Here is a 17,700-nt window from a genome sequence, read left to right on the forward strand (position 1 = left end):
GTTATGGCAGTTACAAAGCAAATGCCCAAAACAAAGGTAAAACCTGCGACAAATTTCTCAAAAGAAACCTATGTACGTTGGTACGACATGATGCAGTTGATGCGTAAGTTCGAAGAGAAAGCAGGTCAGTTATACGGTCAGCAAAAAATAAAGGGCTTTTGCCACTTATATATTGGTCAGGAAGCCTGCGTAGCCGGGGCAGTTACCGCACTTACCAAAGATGACAAATGGATTACCGCTTACCGCGATCACGCGCATCCGTTAGCATTAGGCACATCTCCGAACGCCGTTATGGCCGAGTTGTTTGCCAAAGCAACAGGTTGTTCTAAAGGAAAAGGTGGTTCCATGCACATCTTCGACAAATCAGTCAATTTTGTGGGCGGCCATGGTATTGTGGGTGGTCAGATTCCTTTGGGAGCTGGCTTAGCGTTTGCCGAGAAATATAACAAGACCGGCAATTTGTGCATGACCTACATGGGCGATGGTGCCGTACGTCAGGGAGCTTTCCACGAAACCTTTAATATGGCTATGACCTGGAAACTACCCGTAATATTTGTGGTAGAAAACAATGGTTACGCTATGGGAACCTCCGTATCTCGCACATCCAACGTTACCGAACTGGCAACTTTAGCCCTGGCGTACGAAATGCCTGCCGAAACCGTAAATGCGATGCGCTGCGAAGACGTGCACGAAGCAGTAGCCCGTGCCGCCGAACGCGCCCGGGCTGGTGAAGGACCTACTTTCCTGGAATTTAAAACCTACCGATACAAAGGTCACTCTATGTCGGACCCGGCCAAATACCGCACGAAAGAAGAGTTGGAAGAATACCGGAATCAAGACCCAATTGAAGTGGTGCGCCACACCATTCTGGAAAACAAATACGCCACCGAGCAAGAACTCGAAGAAATAGATAATAGAATTAAAGCCCAGGTAGCCGAGTGTGTGGAGTTTGCGGAAAAATCGCCTTATCCAACAGCCGATGAGCTGTATAAAGACGTGTACGCCCAACAAGATTATCCTTATATTCAAGATTAATAAGTTTAATTAGTCGTTGTTGGTCTTATTTTTGGTAATATTTTTAAAATTATTGAAAATGAGGCGAATGAAATTTTATTTTTGAATGTTGTAGCAAAAAACAACGATTAGTGAACAAGAATAACCCACAATAATGGCACAAAATATCACCAAGAAAGACCACACCTTAGATGTCCTGGAGAATCCGGATGTATTAGCAGATCGCTTAACGCATGGCTCGGAAGACTTTATTAGCAAGTATAAAAATGTACTCCTGGGTCTGTTAGGAGTAGTAGCGGCTGCTATTATTGGAGGTTACTTGTTTTACAATTATCGTAACTCGCAGGAAAAAGAAGCTCAGGCTGATATGTTTCAGGCGGTCTATTACTTTGAAGCCGATTCGTTAAATAAAGCTTTAAAAGGTGATGGCCAGTATCGTGGGTTAACTACTATTGCGGATGAATATGGCAGTACTAAAGCTGGTAATTTGGCTAAGTTTTACGCCGGAGTAATTTATTTAAAGCAAGGTAAATTTAAAGAAGCTGTTGACTACCTGGAAGATTACAAGTCTAACGACTTGATTTTACAAGGGAAAGCTTATAGTTTACTAGGAGATGCGAACCTGGAACTTGGTAATAAAAAAGAAGCTATTGCGCTTTACTTAAAAGCAGCTGATTATAACTCTAACGAATTTTTTACGCCGCAGTACTTAATGAAAGCGGGAGCTGCTTACGAAGCCAATAAAGAGTATGCCAAGGCAACAGAAGTATACGATAGAATTATCAATAATTACACTAATGCGGCAGAGGTAGCTGATGCTAAAAAATACAAAGCCCGCGCCGAGCTTTTAGCGGCTGGTAAGTAATTTTTTAAATTTTCCCCTTAAACAGAGCCTCATTATCGAAGTAAAACATTCGATAATGAGGCTCTGTTATTTCATAATACTTTGTTATCGTAAAATATTACTTGATTACGTTTGGTAAAGATGAATTGCTCTTAAGAGCATGTTTAAATAATACGTTGATTAGATATCAAGGTATTCGGTTCAGAATAAGTTGACAATTGTGCCATAGCACCCAAGCTTCGGCACTTTGGGTAGTTTTTTCGTGGTCTTTGTCGAGCCGCCGGAAGAAATTAAACAGGCCAAACGCCCGTTCGCTCACCCAGCGCCATTTAACAGGCACGAAGCCTTCTGCCAGGCACGAAGCCTTCTGCATCGGGGGGCTTAGAAGTGATCTCTACTTCTACACCCCGTAGGTTCTCAGTGCCCCAATCGACAAATACCTGCTCATAAGCTGCATCGGCTAGTATCTTTTTCATCCGGTGCAAGTACCCCCGTAGCGGAGCTACCACCCGCTCGGCCGTGGCTCCATCGGCCTGATTAGCGCCATGTACCACTACCCCCCAGACTAAGCCTAGGGTGTCTGTGATTACGTGCCCTTACGGCCATTAACCTTTTTATTGCCGTCTATACCAGTCTGTTGACTAACGAACGGTGCTACTTTAATCGACTGCGAATCAATACACCATAAACTGGGGGAGTCTTCTTTCTTTCTCCTTTTCCGTTCCCAGATATTCAAATGCCAGTTGCGTTTTGCCAGGGTTCCATCCGCTTGCCACTGGTGAAAATAATAGTACACCAACGCCCACTTAGGGAAACTCGCTGGTAAGTTTCGCCACTGGCTACCTACTCGCAGATACCAGAGAATAGCATCGACTATTTCCCGCAACGAATGTTGGCGTTTTCGTTGTGTGGGCAGAGATTCTTTCATAACTTCCCACTGCGAGTCAGTGAGTCGCTGGTAACAGGATTGCATAAGCTTAGCAGTTTCGTCGCTCTTTGCTTACGGGCTGACTCGCTTTTTATTCCCATTTCCTAATATTTAAACACGCTCTAAATACCAATTACGCATAAATTTTAATTTTTAATCGATTTTTGGAAGCAACGAAATCAGCCACCCTTGTTCTTGCGAATGAAGAGATAAAAATGTTGGCAGCCCCTGCTTTTCGTTATTTCATTTATTAAAGGTGGTAGACTAGTACACAATAAAATAATCTGTTTACTCGAATAGCCTCCTGCAAAAATAAGTAAGCTTTTATGCAACGCTGTTGCTGGTAATTTATTTACCTGTTTTGAGTTATAAGAATTTCTTTTAGCTGCTCCCCTTGCCGGCATTTTCTTCTGCACGTGTTCTAAAAGCGGACAAAAACTGTATCAAAAACGGACAAAATTTAAAAAAAATTGCTTTTTTGTCGCTGTATCTAATTGATAATTAATCTAATATAATTATGGCATCTTTCTTATTTCAACTATAACAAGAGTTATTATCTCGCTTGATGGCTGGGGATAGTAACCTGCTACACGAAGGAAGTACGTAATTTTTTAAATTTTACATGCAGCGGATATGTTCCAGAACTACCTAAAAATTGCGTGGCGTAACCTGCTTCGCCACAAAGCTTTTTCTTTTATTAATATTTTGGGATTGGCCTTAGGCATGACCTGCAGTATTTTAATTGCGCTCTGGGTGCAAGACGAACTAAGCTATAATACATTTCATAAGAACGGGCCGCAGCTATACCGGATTATGGCTAATTTAAACTGGGGCGAAATCCAGACTGGCACCAATACGCCGCAGCCTTTAGCCGAAGCGCTCCGCAAAGACATTCCGGAAATTACCCATGTGGTACAGTTAACGGAATGGGATTTAGGAGTGATATTTAAAGCGAACGGCAAGACCAACAAAGAAACCAAAGGCCGCTTCGCCAGTCCCGAACTGTTTCAAATGTTTTCGTTTCCGCTGGTAGAAGGTGACCCGAAAACCGCCTTGGTTGCGCCGGATGCGGTGGTGATTTCCCAATCTTTAGCGCGCCGGTATTTCGGGAACCGGGCAGCGCTAGGCCAAATTATTACCATCAAAGGTCAGAACAATGTTCGGGTAACGGGCGTGATGCAAAACATTTCCAAGAATTCTTCTTTGCAGTTCGATTTTGTGTTACCCATGCAGGGATTCGTGAAGAAGAATGACTGGGTAAAAACCTGGGGTAACTTTAGCCTAACTACCTTCTTGCAACTGCGGCCCGATGCTGATTTTGCTAAGGTAGATGCCCAAGTCCGAAAATACATGCCGCAAAATCATCCGGAACAAAAAGCAGACTTTTTCTTACAACCCGTTTCAGCTATTCATTTGTACGCCTATAAAGCTAGTAAGCCCGATGGCGGCCGCATTGTGTACGTGCGCTTATTTACCCTGGTAGCCGTTTTTATCTTACTTATTGCCTGTATTAATTTCATGAACCTGGCTACGGCCCGCTCCTCCAAACGCTCCAAAGAAGTAGGAATTCGCAAAGTTATTGGCGCTGCCCGGTCGTTGTTGGTAGGACAATTTATGGGAGAGGCCTTGCTCACAGCCTCACTGGCCGTACTGTTCTCGCTGGTATTGGTAATTTTATTGTTGCCTGCTTTTAACCAGCTTACCGGTAAAACTATTACAATAGCCTATTCCAGCCCCCTGTTCTTTTTATCTTTAATGGGCATTACCGTAGTAACTGGCCTGATTGCGGGCAGTTACCCCGCCTTGTTTTTATCGGCCATGGAGCCGGTAAAAGTATTAAAAGGAGCGGTGGCAGGAACGCGCCGCGGCGCGTTCCTGCGTAAAGGCCTGGTAGTTTTTCAATTTACCTTATCGCTTATCCTAATGGTTGGTACTGTAGTCATTTACCGGCAGATCAACTTTATTCAAAACACTAACTTGGGCTTCGACCGGGAAAATGTAATTGCTATCGGGATAGAAGGCGATTTAGACAAAAATATAAAAGTTTTTAAAACCGAAATACTACAAACGCCGGGTATCAAAAGGGCTACCATCACCAGCGATCTCCCCCTAGCTATCTATAACTCGTCGGCAGATTTGCAATGGCCCGGCAAAGCCGAAAAAGAAGCGGCTTCCATTTCCGGCGTTTTTGTGGATTACGACTATCTCCAAACCATGAATATCCGGATAAAGGAGGGCCGGGCTTTTTCCCGCGATTTTGCTAGTGATAGCGATGCTTACATGATAAACGAAGCTGCCGCCGACATGATGGGCATGCGCAATCCGGTTGGGCAAACGGTATCTTTCTGGAATGGCAAAGGAAAAATAATTGGCGTTACTAAAAATTTCCATTCGCAATCGCTGCACGAACCGATTAAACCATTGATTATGCTCCCGCTACCGGAGCCACGCGGCGAAGGCGTTTTACTAGTACGCACCGAGCCCGGCAAAACCAAGGAAGCCGTGGCCAGTCTGGAAAAAGCCATTCGTAAGTATAATCCGGGCTACCCTTTCGATTATAAGTTCCTGGACAAAGTTTTTGAAGAACAGTACCGGAGCGAAATGACCGTTGGTACCCTCATTAACTGCTTTGCCGGTTTGGCTATTTTTATTTCCTGTTTGGGCTTATTTGGCTTGGCGCTTTTCACCGCGGAGCAACGCACCAAAGAGATTGGCGTGCGCAAAGTGCTGGGTGCTTCCGTCGTGAACATTGTGGCCTTGCTCTCAAAAGATTTTTTAAAATTAGTGTTATTGGCTAATGTCCTGGCCTGGCCGCTCGCCTGGTGGGCCATGAATAAATGGTTGCAAAATTTTGCTTTTCGGGCCGACTTAGGCTGGTGGATTTTTGCCCTAGCCGGAATTGCCACCTTATGCATCGCGCTTATAACTGTAAGCTTCCAAGCCGTGCGCAGTGCGGTAGCTAACCCCGTAAACGCGTTACGGAGTGAGTAGCCTATCCGCTGGTTCTTAGGCAGTAACCATTAAATCTAAAAACACTCCAGGAAACACAAAAAATCAATAAATTTTAAAAATTAACCATCCCGCTTATGCTTACCAACTACCTGAAACTCGCTGTCCGCAATTTATTGCGGCAAAAGTTTTACACCGCTATTAACGTAGCCGGATTAACGCTGGGAGTTGCCGGTTGTTTGCTCATTTTTATGTTTGTGCAAAACGAACTCAGCTACGACAAATTTCACGCGAATGGCAATCGTATTTACCGTTTACTGCGCAATAATTACATGAACGGGAAAATAACCAGCACCCCGTACACCTCCGGGCCGTATGCCCCCACTTTGGCTGCCGATTTTCCGGAAGATATACAAGCTGCCGTACGGGTAATGGCCAACAATGCCTTGGTAACTTACGGGGATAAATCTTTTAACGAAGACCGCTTTTACTTTACCGATCCCCAATTTTTTGAAGTGTTTTCTTTTAAGTTGTTAAAGGGAAATCCCCGCACGGCTTTAGCCGAACCCAATACCCTGGTTATTACCGAAGCAATGGCCAAAAAGTACTTCGGTAAGGCCGAACCAATGGGCAAGCTGGTAACCATTAATAAAGACCAAACTTTTAAAGTTACGGGCGTAATGGCCAACGTGCCCGGTAACTCGCAGCTCCAATTCGATATGCTGAGCTCCATTAAGTTAATGGAAAACGAGGATTACTTGAAAGCCTGGCGCGCGAATATGCTATATACGTATTTGCTGCTCCCAGAGGCTGGTCGTCATGATGCGCTGCAAAGTAAAATGCCCGGTTTTGTGCAGAAATACCTGGCCGAGACCATGCGCCAGTTTAGTATGAACGTAAAATTAACGTTGCAGCCTTTTCAGAACGTTTACCTGGATGATTCTACCACTTTTGATTTTACGGAGCACGGCAATAAAAATAACGTGTATATATTTTCGGCTATTGCCATTTTTATCTTGCTCATAGCCTGCATTAATTTCATGAACCTGGCCTCAGCGCGTTCGGTAGGGCGCGCCAAAGAAGTAGGTGTACGCAAAGTGCTGGGAGCCTACCAACGGCATTTAATCGGGCAGTTTTTAGTAGAGTCCGTTTTGTTGGCTACCGTGTCGGTGGTTTTAGCCGTAGCGCTGATTTATGCTGTTTTACCCGCATTTAATACCTTTGCTGAAAAGCAACTAACTTTGCCAGTAACGAACCCCCTGCTGTACGTATTTTTAATTTTAGTAGCGATAGTAGTTGGGTTACTGGCCGGTAGTTACCCGGCGTTTTTTTTATCGTCGTTCCAGCCGGTAAAAGTATTAAAGGGCCGGTTAAGTGGTAGTTCGGGCAACCCGTTTATACGCAAAGCCTTGGTAGTTTTTCAGTTTGCCGTTTCCATATTCCTGATAATTGGTACCGTAGTTATTTTCCGGCAAATGCAATACGTGCAGAATAAACAACTAGGCTTCGGCAAAGAAAACATACTTAAAGTACCTGTTGATAATGGCGATATTGATCAAAAACTTTACGGATTTATGCGGCAGGTCCGGCAATTGCCCGAAGTTAAAAATGTATCGGTAATGTCCGGGGAACCCGGCGGTTTTCACGATCGGTATACCATCAAAATTGTTGAAAAACCAGAGGAGGATTGGTCCTTCCGCACTGTTTTTACCGATTACGATTACATTGCCACCTTAGGAATTAAGCTGGTAGCTGGCCGCGGTTTTTCCCGCAATTTCCCTACCGATTCTGTTTCGGCTATTATCCTTAACGAGGCCGCAGTTAAACAAATTGGCTGGACGCCGCAGAATGCCTTAGGAAAAGAATTTCTGGATGTGCCCCGGGATGGCGAGGCCTCTCCCATTCGTCTCCGGGTAATTGGGGTAGTAAAAGATTATAATTTTTCGTCGTTAAAAGAGGCTATCCAGCCCTTGGCTATCATGATGCGGAACGATCACCGGGTAATCGCGATAAAACTGGGGCCGGGTAATCCGCAGCAAGCCGTTGCGGCTATCCAGAATGTTTACACAAAAGTGGCCCCCAAATACCCTTTTGAGTTTACTTTCCTGGATCAGGACTTTGATAAACTGTATAAAAATGAGCAGAAGCAAGCCGTATTGTTTACCCTGTTTGCTACGCTGGCCATTTGTATTGCCTGCCTGGGTTTATTTGGCTTGGCACTTTATTCAACGGAGCAACGCCGGAAAGAAGTAGGCATCCGGAAAGTACTGGGCGCTTCGGTGAGCGGGGTAGTAGCCTTGCTCTCGAAAGATTTTTTAAAATTAGTGCTGCTGGCCAATGTATTGGCTTGGCCGTTGGCTTATTGGGCCATGCATAAATGGCTGCAGGAGTTTACTTACCGCACCGAATTAAATGCATTTATATTTATTGCGGCTGGCATTATAGCTCTGGTAATCGCTATTATAACGGTAAGTTTTCAGGCCGTAAAAGTAGCCATTGCTAATCCGGTAAACGCCTTGCGCGATGAGTAAGAAATATCAATTTTTAAATTTTTTGTACGTACGGCTATGTTGAAAAACTATTTTATAACTGCTTGGCGCTATTTGGTCAAACAGAAAATGTATGCGGCCATTAAAGTGGGCGGTTTTGCCTTAGGTATTGCGGCGTGTTTTTTAATTTCTTTGTACATCCAGGAGGAACTCAGCTATGACCGCCATATTCCCAACGCCGACCGAATTTACCGGACTATTGTTGAATACAACGACCCGGGAGCTTATGAAAAAGGGGTTCATTTTCCGGCTCCCTTTGCCAAAACTCTAAAAGAAGATTTTCCCGAAATTGAGAAAGCGGGGCGTCTAAATGCCAGTTCTCTTTTTGGGGCCGGCAGTGCCGAGATCAGGCGTGCCGACCAACCGAATAACTCCTACGAAGAAGGCATTACCTACGCCGATCAGGAACTAGTAGACATTCTCCGGTTGCCCATGATCTACGGGAACGCCAAACAGGCACTGGCCGAACCGAATACAATCATTATCTCCCAAAGAAAAGCCGATAAGTTCTTCCCCCACGAAAATCCGGTAGGTAAAACGCTAATTTTAAATGATAACGTCCAAAAGCCTTATAAAATAGGCGCGGTCATGCAAGATATGCCTGCCACTTCCCACTTGCAATATGACTTTCTGCTGACTCTGCAAGGAGTAGAGCTTTTTCCCGGCGAACAAACTAGCTGGCGGAATAAGAATTATATCACTTATATTTTGCTGCGCCCGGGAGCAGATGCGCTGCAATTGGAAAAAAAGTTAACCCGCATCCTGGAAAGGCACGTGGTGCCCATTCTGCAAGCCGAGGGCAATGCCGAGGCTTTAATATCCGCTAAAAACACCGTATTTCAATTGCAGGCCTTACGTGATATTCACCTGAAGTATGACGGCATCCCGGATTCCTGGACCAAATACGGCGATGTGCGGTTTGTGTATTTGTTTGGCGCTATTGCCGCCTTTATTTTAATTATTGCGTGCATTAACTTCATTAATCTTTCTACGGCTAAATCGGCGAACCGGGCCAAAGAAGTAGGTTTGCGCAAAGTGCTGGGTTCTTACCGGAGCAGCTTAATCAAACAATTCTTAACCGAATCGCTGTTATACAGCGTTATCTCCTTTGGGGTAGGACTGTTCCTGGCCTGGCTCTTACTGCCTTACTTTAATCAACTCGCCGCTAAAACGTTAGTTATTCCGTGGCGGGCTTGGTGGTTACTACCCACTTTACTAGCCGCTGCTTCTATTATTGGAGTAGTAGCAGGGGTGTATCCAGCTTTTTACTTGTCGGCTTTTCAACCAGTGAGCGTGTTAAAAGGGGCTGTTAGCCGCGGCAGCAAAAGCTCCGGCACCCGCAGTTTTTTGGTAGTTTTTCAATTTACTACTTCCATCGTTCTGATAGTCGGCACTTTTATTATTTACCGGCAAATGAACTACATCCTGCACAAGGAAATCGGTTTTGAGAAAGACCAGGTAATCTTATTGCAAGGAACTAATACTTTAGGTAAAAAGGTAAAAACTTTAAAAACAGAACTCTTGCGTTTACCCGAAGTGAAAAATGTCAGCATCAGCGATTACTTGCCTATTTCGGGTACCAACCGCAACGGTAATCCTTTTTGGGAAGAAGGAAAAACGGTGGTAGAAAAAGCAGTAGATGGCCAATTATGGGTAGTTGACCAGGAGTACGTGAAAACCTTAGGCATGAAAATGACCGTGGGTCGAGACTTTTCCCAGGATCTGGCTTCCGATTCTCAGGCAGTAGTTGTGAACCAGGCGCTGGTGCAGAAATTTAATTTTGCGCAGCCCATTGGCCAGCGCATTACCAACGGTGGCCAAACCTGGACGATAATCGGGGTAGTTGAAGACTTTCATTATGAAACTTTCAAACGAGAAATAGAACCAATTTGCCTGACCTTGGGCAATAGTCCGTCGGTTGTGGCAGTTAAAGTAAATACCCCCCAAATGGCCAAGCTGGTGCAGGACCTAACTACTGTTTGGAAAAGAGTAGCGCCGCATCAACCTATCCGCTTTAGCTTCCTCGACGAGTCGTATGCCCGCATGTACGAAGAGGTGGAACGCATGGGCCAGATATTTAGCAGTTTCGCGGTACTGGCTATTATTGTGGCTTGTTTGGGTTTATTTGCTTTGTCGGCGTATATGGTGGAGCAACGCAGCAAAGAAATCAGTATTCGGTTGGTACTGGGGGCCTCTACGTTTCATATTTTCCGGTTGCTTACCCAGAATTTTTTAAAATTAGTATTAACGGCCCTGATTATTGCGGTGCCCATTGCCTGGTACGGCATGCAAACCTGGCTGCAAGATTACGAGTACCGCGTTGCGATTACCTGGGATGTATTTATAGTGGCCGGCATACTGACCGTTTGCATTGCGGTACTTACCATTAGTTACCAGACTTTTCGGGCGGCGTTTACTAAGCCGGTGAAAGCTTTGCGGAATGAGTGATCTCCGAACCCTGGTTTACGCGATTATTGAATTATCGCAATTCGTTTATTTTTTAAATTATTCATCTTGTAAAATTAGTTTCTAAGCCTGAATTTCAATGATGGTCATCTATGGTCATCTTCCCTATTCTTTATTAACGATAAGGTATAATTTAATTGGCGGTCATTGTTATGTAGCAAGTCGGCGGGAATGGTTAGTACTTCGTGATCCGGAATAACGCCGCAGTCGGTTCGGGGCCTAGTGGGTGCTTGCCAGACGAGCGGAATATCTATTTCCAGGTGCGAATACGGTAAATGCAAAAAGAAAAACTGACTACCGTTTAAACCTTGTTTGGTGCCGCCGGTCTTCTCGCCGATTAAAGTGGCTGCTTGCGTGGTTTGCAGCAAATCGGCCATGGTAAAGGTAGTAGAACTATTTTTGGCATCAATTAACACGTACACTTTACCGGTAAAGGCCTTCGGTTTTGGTTCGATGCTGCTGCAATTGGCCGCTTTGGGTTTGTACAAGTTATCGGCAAATGATACGTACTGCAAAGAATCTTTCGGTTTTTTAAAATCCTCGTTCCAGGTTTGCAGGTAAGGCAAAAGCGGATTAGGCACGCGCAGGTACCGGTAAATTTTCTGCTCCGGGTTAGCGCAGCCAAAAGGTTGCCGGATCAGGTAAGACAGTAATTCGTTCCGGGTATCATCATCGCCGCCTTCATTGCCCCGCACATCAATAATCAGGTTTTTCGCGGAGGAGTTTTGCAACTCCGTAAACAGGCTATCCAGGTATTTTTATAATCTTTTTTCCACGACCAGGTAACAAAATTTCCGATTTTAAAATAGGCAATGGAGGAGTCTAAAAATTTAAATTGCCAGCTTTTTTCCCCTGCCGGAAGTGCCCCGTACCGGGCTACGTAAGTGGCGTGCCGTTCTTTTTTAGTGAGGGCTTTGATGGTCGCTTTTTTACGTTTTTTATTCGGCTTAATTACTTCCACCGTAAAAGTTGCGGCATTAAAGCTTTCCGGAAAGAACAAAGGGAAAAAGACATCAAACAAGGTGTAGGCGCTGCTATCCACATCCGGGGGCAATACATTCAGGTTATTTAGTTTTTTATTTAAAGTATTATTACCGTCGGCCCGGCTCACCGTTAATAAACTATCCATGATTCTCTTGGTAGTAATTCCGTTAATAGCCGTGATTTCGTCGCCGGGTTGGATGATTTTATCAGCGGCAAGATTAGCAGCCACAATTAATTTTCTTTCGATTACCTGAAATAACAAGGGAAAAACAGTTTCGGAAAAGATTGCTTTTTTAGCGGCACTTTGCTGATTCCAGGGGTTAAGATACGTATGCCCGCATTTTAGGTTTGAGGCTAATTGCGATAGCAAAATAAAATATTGTTTGTCCGTCGCAGTCATGGCTTGTCGCGCTAATTTTTCAAAATCCTGCTCTAACTGGGCTTTTGTATGGTACCGGTATAATCCCGGGTGCAATTGCTGAAAAGCCGTGCGGATAATGGTCACCTCTTCCAATCTTTGTTGTTTTAACAAGTTGTTGCTACTACTTTGGGCCAGTACGAAAAAGTGACAGGAAATAAAAAGTAAAATTAAGAGAAGTCGCATTGCTGGTTATAAGTTTCGGGTAATATAACACTGCAGAAGACAAATACAATAACCGCGCAGGGTTAGTTACTATTAGTTAGTTCGGGAAACTTACAAGAACCAGCTCTTTAAAAATTCTAGCAAAAATCTCTTCTCTGGATAGCTGATGGCAAGAATACGCCTCTTTACATTTAGTAAATAAAAAAATATAATTTGCCGCTCCAGCACTACCTATACCAGCCCATGCCCTGCCTGTTCCGGAACCGGACAAACTATTGTATCAAAACCGGACATTTTTAAATTTTAATTGCGCCGACACCTAGTTAAATCCTTAAAAATTAAATAGTTATAATCATGGCATTTTTATTACACGCTAAATAGTACCGGTAACCTAAACTGCTTCGGCCATGCTACTCAATTATTTTAAAATTGCTATCCGGAATTTGTTACGGCACAAGTTGTTTTCGTTCATTAACATCTTTGGGTTGGCCGTGGGTTTAGCGTGTTGCTTGCTGATTGCCCTGTTTATTCTTCAGGAATTAAGCTACGATCGGTTTCATGCCCATGCGGATCGCATTTACCGGGTGGGGCGCTACTTTACCGGTGAAGATGGGATGCCCGGGGTACAATTAGCCAATATTGCCCCACCCTTTGCCCCTTTGCTTAAAAACGATTTTCCGGCGGTAGAAGAAGTTACCCGCTTGTTGCAGCATAAAGCAGTAATAGCCGTTAATCCGCAGAAATTCTTTACCGAAGAGAATGTATTTTTTGCGGAACCTTCTTTTTTTAAAATTTTTACCGTGTCGCTCCGCAGCGGTCATGCGCAAACAGCTCTAAGCGAACCAAATACCATTCTGCTCACCGAAAAGCTAGTTACCAAGTATTTTCCAAAGCAAAACCCTATTGATCAGCTTATCCGCTTAGATAATAAAGTTACGTTAAAAGTTACCGGTGTATTTAAAGACTTTCCGGTAAATTCTCATTTTCACCCCAATTTCCTGGTTTCGTTTAGCACCCTGCAGGATAGCATTCTTTTTGGCCGGGAAAACCTGGCTAATTTTAGCATAAACCGATTTACCACTTACGTGTTGGTTCCCCCCAAATACAACGTAGCTTCTATCAGCGCCCAACTGCCGGCCTTCCTCGACCGGCACATTGAATACCAGAATACCCGTCCTTCGTCGTACAACAACCTGTTTTTGCAAAAACTTACCGCTATTCATTTACATTCTCACCTCGATACGGAACTGGAAGCGAACGGTGATAGCAAGCAAGTGTATTTATTTGGAGTAATTGCGCTGTTTATATTGCTCATTGCCTGCATCAATTTCATGAATTTATCTACAGCCCGCTCGTCGCTGCGTGCGAAAGAAATTGGGGTGCGTAAAGTAATGGGCGCCAACCAGAGCAAGCTCATTGTGCAGTTTTTAAGCGAGTCGCTGCTGTTTGCAGGTATTGCGGTACTGCTGGCAGCCGTGTTTACCGATCTGGCTTTGCCGCTGATGAATCACTTGACCGGTAAAGAACTAATTTTTAACCCGGCAAACGGTTGGCTGGCCGGCGGGGTAGTACTGGGGTTAGCGGTACTGGTTGGTTTGGTAGCTGGTTCATATCCGGCTTTGTATTTATCCTCGTTTCAGCCGGTAAAAGTTTTAAAAGGTAAAATTGTTCATCTCCATGGCACCGTATCGCTGCGCAAAGCTTTGGTAGTGCTGCAATTCACTATTTCGGTAGTATTGGTAGTAAGCACGGCGGTGGTGTATAAACAATTAGGCTATCTGCACACTAAGGCTTTGGGTTTAAATAAAGATTATATTGTTACACTCCCTTACATTCCATCCTTATCCCCGCGTTACCAAGCTTTCCGGAACGAACTCTTAGCCAATAATGCTGTTACGCAAGTGGCGCGTTCCATCGAAGCGCCTTCCGAGCGTTTATTAAATTCCTGGGGCGAAATGGGCGTTGAATCCGGTGGTACGTACAAGGAAGCTTCCCAATCGTTTGAATTTTTGGGCATCGACTCTTATTTCGTGCCGACTTATAAAATTAAGGTTGTGGCGGGCCGCAACTTTTCCGAGGCGTATCCTACGGATAGCACCAAGGCTTTTCTGCTGAACGAATCAGGGGTAAAAGCATTAGGCTTTAAAACGCCGCAGCAAGCCCTAGGAAGTACCCTGGATTACGGCGACCGAAGGGCTAAGATTGTAGGCGTATTGCCGGATTTCCACTTCGAATCGATGCACCAGAAAATTAAGCCCATTCTGTTTATGATTCCGCCGGCTGCTGAATTCCGGCACTTATCGGTGAAATTATCGGGCACCGATTTAAAAGCCGGAATAACTCTACTGGAAAAAACCTGGAAACAGTTCCTACCGGATTATCCGTTGGAATACGCTTTTCTGGACCAGACATTTGGCCAGCTCTATGCAGCCGAACAGCGCCAGGGATTATTATTTACCTTATTTGCCGGCATGGCTATTTTAATTGCTTGTTTGGGTTTGTTTGGCCTGGCTACGTTTGCCACTGAGCAGCGCACTAAAGAAATCGGCATCCGCAAGGTACTGGGCGCCTCCGTGAGCAGCATTGTGGCCCTGCTCTCGAAAGATTTTTTAAAATTAGTATTGTTAGCGAACCTGTTAGCCTGGCCCATTGCCTGGCACGGCATGCACCGCTGGCTGCAGGACTTTGCCTACCGAACCTCTATCTCGTGGTCTACATTTGGGCTGGCTACATTGCTGGCGCTCTTTATTGCGGTGCTCACCATTAGTTTTCAGGCTATAAAAGCCGCTATTGCTAACCCGGTGGAGGCGTTGCGGAATGAATAAGTTATAATTTAAAAAATACGGTGGTCTATCGACCAGTCCTTATCGACTAAAACTATGTGGCTTAATTACTTTAAAATTGCTTTCCGGAATTTACTGCGGCACAAAGCTTTTTCGCTGCTGAACATTGCCGGTTTATCGGTGGGGGTAGCCGTGGCTTTGCTGATCTTTTTAATCGTGCGTTTTGAGTTGAGCTTCGATACGTTTCATCAAAAACGCGACCGCACTTACCGCGTGGTAAACGAGTTTACCCACGAAGCCGGCAAAGATTACCAGGTGGGCGTACCTTTCCCGTTTGTGCCTGCCTTAAAAACCGATTATCCGCAGTTAGAGAAAGTGACTACGGTGTTCGAGGGTTATAATTCGCAGATTACCATTTTAGATGAGCAAGGAGCAATTGCTGAAAAGTTTAAGGAAGAACTAGGCGTTATGTTCGCCGAACCCGAGTTTTTTCAAATTTTTGATTACCCCTGGCTGGCCGGCGATCCGCGGAAATTTTTAGGCGAGCCCAATACCGTAGCGCTCACCCGTTCGATTGCCGAAAAATATTTTGGTTCGTGGCAAAAAGCTTTAGGTAAATTCATTAAGCTCGATAACAAACAATTGCTGCAGGTAGGCGGCGTTTTACAGGATTTGCCCGATAATACTGATTTTCCTTTTCGTTTGGTTGTTTCATTTCCCACCCTGCGCCAATTTATTGATGCCGGCGAATTTAGCAACTGGGGCAGTGTCTGGAGCAGCACGCAAAGTTATCTGGTATTACCCCCCAACACCTCCCAAGCGCAATTTGATCAGTCGTTAATTTCTTTTCTTAAAAAACACAACCCCGACGACCGGAATCATATTTACAAACTGCAACCCTTATCGGATCTGCATTTTAATACCCATTATCCCCCCATGACGTACCGCAGCATCAGCAAGCCCACTATTTTGTCGCTGGTGCTGATCGGGGCCTTTATTCTGGTGATTGCCTGCATTAATTTCGTGAACCTGGCTACAGCGCAGGCCGTGGGCCGGGCCAAAGAAACCGGCATCCGCAAAGTGCTGGGCAGCAACCGCGGGCATTTAATCGGGCAATTCCTCGGCGAAACTTTCTTTATTGTACTGCTGGCGGTATTTGTAGCGGTGTTATTAGTAATGGCTGTGCTGCCCCTGGTGCGTTCCATTTCTAACCTTCCCGAAGATTTTCAGCTGTCCTTTTCTTTAGAAGTAGCCGGCTTTTTAATTCTCCTGATTTTGCTGGTTACAGTGCTTTCGGGTTTTTACCCGGCGCTAATTTTATCGGGTTTTCAGCCGGTACAGGCTTTAAAAAGCAAAATGACCTTGCAAACCGTAGGTGGCATTTCGTTACGCAAAGCTTTGGTAGTCATGCAATTTTCTATTTCGCAGGTCCTCATTATTGCTACGCTTATTGCCATTACGCAAATGGATTATGTACGGAGCAAGGATTTAGGTTTTAACAAAGAAGCGGTATTACTGGTAAGTGTGCCCGAAGACAGTGTCAGTCAGCAGAAACTGCAAATTTTAAAAAACCGGTTTACGGCTTTGCCCGCCGTCCAGCAGGTAAGCCTGCACTCCGCTGCCCCAGCCGCCGGCAGCAATTCCATGACTAATTTCCGGTTTGGCAAGGCGTCCGAAGATGCAAAATTCCCGGTTAGCTTAAAAGCCGGCGATGTGGATTATTTCTCTACTTTTCAATTACGGTTAGTGGCCGGCCGCATTTATTTTCCCAGCGATACGGCCCGCGAAGCCGTGGTAAACGAAAAATTACTCCGGCAGGTTGGCGTAAAGAATGCCCAGGACGCTATTGGCCAGACCATCCGGATTAACGACCGAAATTTTCCGGTAGTAGGCGTGGTACAAGACTTTCATAATCTATCGCTACGCGACCCGATTGCGCCCATTGCCATCCTGGCCAACAAAAGCAGTTACCGGCAGGTAGCCTTAAAACTAAAATCCACGAGCGCCAACATAAAAGAAACCACGCGTACCATTGCGCAGATTTGGAACGAGACCTTTCCGGAGTACGTGTACGAGGCGAATTTCCTCGATGAGCGTCTGGCCGAATTCTACGAAGGCGAAACCAAACTAGCTGCTTTATTTAAAATTTTTGCCGGTATTGCTATTTTTATTGGCTGCCTGGGCTTGTACGGCCTGGTATCGTTCGTGGCGGTGCAAAAAACCAAAGAAATCGGCATTCGCAAAGTACTGGGTGCCTCGCTCACCAATATTGTAACCTTACTTTCCAAAGATTTTCTGAAGCTGGTTTTGCTGGCCAATGTGCTGGCCTGGCCCCTGGCCTGGTGGGTAATGCAACGTTGGCTGCAGGACTTTGAATACCGCATTCCGATTGGCTGGTGGATGTTTGCCGTGGCCGGTCTGGGAGCTTTAATGATTGCTTTAGTAACCGTAAGCTTTCAGGCGGTTAAAGCGGCTATTGCCAACCCGGTAGAGGCCCTACGACGGGAATAAATTTAGAACCCGACCGGCTAAACCTGAAAAATGCACCTTGCCAGGCAAAGAGCTAAAACAAAATATCTAATCCATTTACGTGAGGGTAC

12 protein-coding genes are annotated in these 17,700 nt (G+C 45.0%); 7 read left to right on the forward strand and 5 right to left on the reverse strand.

The features are described from left to right. Positions 1-3 precede the first annotated feature (3 nt). Positions 4-1,035, forward strand: coding sequence for a pyruvate dehydrogenase (acetyl-transferring) E1 component subunit alpha (gene pdhA / locus AHMF7616_RS19770; RefSeq protein WP_115374450.1), 1,032 nt, complete (start codon positions 4-6; stop codon positions 1,033-1,035). A 133-nt stretch (positions 1,036-1,168) separates the two neighbouring features. Beyond that, the gene (locus AHMF7616_RS19775) at positions 1,169-1,879 is read left to right on the forward strand and encodes a tetratricopeptide repeat protein (RefSeq protein WP_115374451.1); all 711 of its coding nucleotides are present in this window, start codon (positions 1,169-1,171) and stop codon (positions 1,877-1,879) included. 166 nt (positions 1,880-2,045) lie between these two features. On the opposite strand, the gene AHMF7616_RS19780 is transcribed toward AHMF7616_RS19775, so the two are convergent. Genes AHMF7616_RS19780 through AHMF7616_RS19785 form a run of 3 tightly spaced genes read right to left on the reverse strand, consistent with a single transcriptional unit; the run spans position 2,046 to position 2,831 of the window. Then, positions 2,046-2,198, reverse strand: coding sequence for a hypothetical protein (locus AHMF7616_RS19780; protein ID WP_158546209.1), 153 nt, complete (start codon positions 2,196-2,198; stop codon positions 2,046-2,048). Next, the gene (locus AHMF7616_RS26220; protein ID WP_147275731.1) at positions 2,188-2,412 is read right to left on the reverse strand and encodes a hypothetical protein; all 225 of its coding nucleotides are present in this window, start codon (positions 2,410-2,412) and stop codon (positions 2,188-2,190) included. Before AHMF7616_RS26220 ends, AHMF7616_RS19780 begins: the two co-directional genes overlap by 11 nt. A 32-nt stretch (positions 2,413-2,444) precedes the next feature. Next, entirely contained in the window at positions 2,445-2,831 is a 387-nt protein-coding gene (locus AHMF7616_RS19785) for a transposase (protein WP_115374452.1), read from the reverse strand. 588 nt (positions 2,832-3,419) lie between these two features. On the opposite strand from AHMF7616_RS19785, the gene AHMF7616_RS19790 reads away from it, so the two are divergent. From AHMF7616_RS19790 to AHMF7616_RS19800, 3 genes are all read left to right on the forward strand, one after another. After that, entirely contained in the window at positions 3,420-5,777 is a 2,358-nt protein-coding gene (locus tag AHMF7616_RS19790) for an ABC transporter permease (RefSeq protein ID WP_115374453.1), read from the forward strand. 95 nt (positions 5,778-5,872) lie between these two features. Beyond that, positions 5,873-8,266, forward strand: coding sequence for an ABC transporter permease (locus tag AHMF7616_RS19795; RefSeq protein WP_115374454.1), 2,394 nt, complete (start codon positions 5,873-5,875; stop codon positions 8,264-8,266). Positions 8,267-8,302: 36 nt separating this feature from the next. Further along, positions 8,303-10,732, forward strand: coding sequence for an ABC transporter permease (locus tag AHMF7616_RS19800; protein ID WP_115374455.1), 2,430 nt, complete (start codon positions 8,303-8,305; stop codon positions 10,730-10,732). A 104-nt stretch (positions 10,733-10,836) separates the two neighbouring features. Here AHMF7616_RS19800 and AHMF7616_RS19805 read toward each other — a convergent pair whose 3' ends face one another. Together AHMF7616_RS19805 and AHMF7616_RS19810 are read right to left on the reverse strand one after the other, a co-directional pair. Then, positions 10,837-11,481 (reverse strand): S41 family peptidase, encoded by a 645-nt coding sequence (locus AHMF7616_RS19805; protein WP_158546211.1) that lies wholly within the window; start codon positions 11,479-11,481, stop codon positions 10,837-10,839. Then, complete coding sequence (locus AHMF7616_RS19810; protein ID WP_147275733.1) at positions 11,454-12,338, reverse strand: PDZ domain-containing protein; 885 nt, start codon at positions 12,336-12,338, stop codon at positions 11,454-11,456. The genes AHMF7616_RS19805 and AHMF7616_RS19810 overlap by 28 nt, the downstream gene beginning before the upstream one ends. A 386-nt stretch (positions 12,339-12,724) precedes the next feature. On the opposite strand from AHMF7616_RS19810, the gene AHMF7616_RS19815 reads away from it, so the two are divergent. Further along, on the forward strand, positions 12,725-15,142 hold the full coding sequence (locus AHMF7616_RS19815; RefSeq protein WP_115374458.1) for an ABC transporter permease: 2,418 nt from the start codon (positions 12,725-12,727) through the stop codon (positions 15,140-15,142). 54 nt (positions 15,143-15,196) lie between these two features. Next, the gene (locus AHMF7616_RS19820; RefSeq protein WP_115374459.1) at positions 15,197-17,611 is read left to right on the forward strand and encodes an ABC transporter permease; all 2,415 of its coding nucleotides are present in this window, start codon (positions 15,197-15,199) and stop codon (positions 17,609-17,611) included. Positions 17,612-17,700 lie beyond the last annotated feature (89 nt).

The sequence above is a fragment of the Adhaeribacter pallidiroseus genome (genome assembly GCF_003340495.1).
Taxonomy (GTDB): domain Bacteria; phylum Bacteroidota; class Bacteroidia; order Cytophagales; family Hymenobacteraceae; genus Adhaeribacter; species Adhaeribacter pallidiroseus.